The sequence below is a fragment of the Mycobacterium gordonae genome, assembly GCF_001417955.2.
GTDB lineage: Bacteria > Actinomycetota > Actinomycetes > Mycobacteriales > Mycobacteriaceae > Mycobacterium > Mycobacterium gordonae_B.
In genome coordinates this window covers 1-917 of the sequence record NZ_LKTM01000231.1, presented here as the reverse complement: position 1 = coordinate 917, position 917 = coordinate 1, and the positions used below count along the sequence as shown (strand labels likewise).

Sequence of the window (917 nt, the reverse complement as noted above, 5' to 3'; positions counted from 1 at the left end):
CCGCCCGCGCCGGCGAGAGCGCCGCCGTCGCCGCCGGTGCCGCCGTTGCCGCCGGCGGCACCGGGGCCGGCGGCGCTGCGACCGCCGTCCCCGCCCTGCCCGCCGGCGCCCGCGGTGCCGCTGGCGATTCTGGCCAAGTCGCCACCGGCACCGCCGTCTCCGCCGCGGCCACCGCCACTGCTTCCGTCGCCACCGACACCGCCGATCCCGCCGGCGCCGGCCGTGCCGCCCTGCAGACCGCCGAAACCGCCGTCGCCACCGGTGCCGCCGGCGCCGCCGTTGCCGCTGAGCCTGCCGCTGCCGTTGCCGGTGAGGCTGCCGGCCCCACCCGACCCGCCGGCACCGCCATCGCCGCCGTTGCCGGTGAACGCGCCGGCGGTTCCGCCGGCACCGCCGTTGCCGCCGCGGGCGCCGAAGTATCCGTCGGAGTTGCCACCCGCGCCGCCGTCACCGCCTGCGCCGCCGTTGCCGGCGATAGTGCCCGCCGCGCCGCCGGCGCCACCCTGTCCGCCTATGCCACTGACGATGTCGGGAGGGAAGGTGCCGCTGCTGGTGCCACTGTTGCCGCCGATGCCGCCGTTACCGCCCGCGCCGCCATTTCCGATGGTGCCGCCGGCGGCTCCGCCGTCACCTCCCGCCCCGCCGGCGCCTCCGGCCCGAACCGTGGCGTTGCCGGCTGCGCCATTGCCCCCGTTACCGCCCGCGCCGCCGTTTCCGGCCGATCCGCCGTTGCCACCCCGGCCTCCAGCCGCACCGGCCTGGCCGGCCACCGCACCGTTGGCGCCTGTCCCGCCATGGCCGCCATCGCCCCCGATCGCCGGACTTTGACCGCCCACCCCGTCGCTTCCTGCCGTCGATCCGGAGCCGCCGATGCCACCGGCGCCTCCGACTCCGGGATTGCCCCCGATGCCGCCCGC

Annotated in this window: 1 pseudogene; it reads right to left on the bottom strand. The window is 79.2% G+C overall.

From position 1 onward, the window contains the following. Window positions 1-917, bottom strand: a pseudogene (locus tag AO501_RS38175) (PE family protein); the annotation flags it as partial.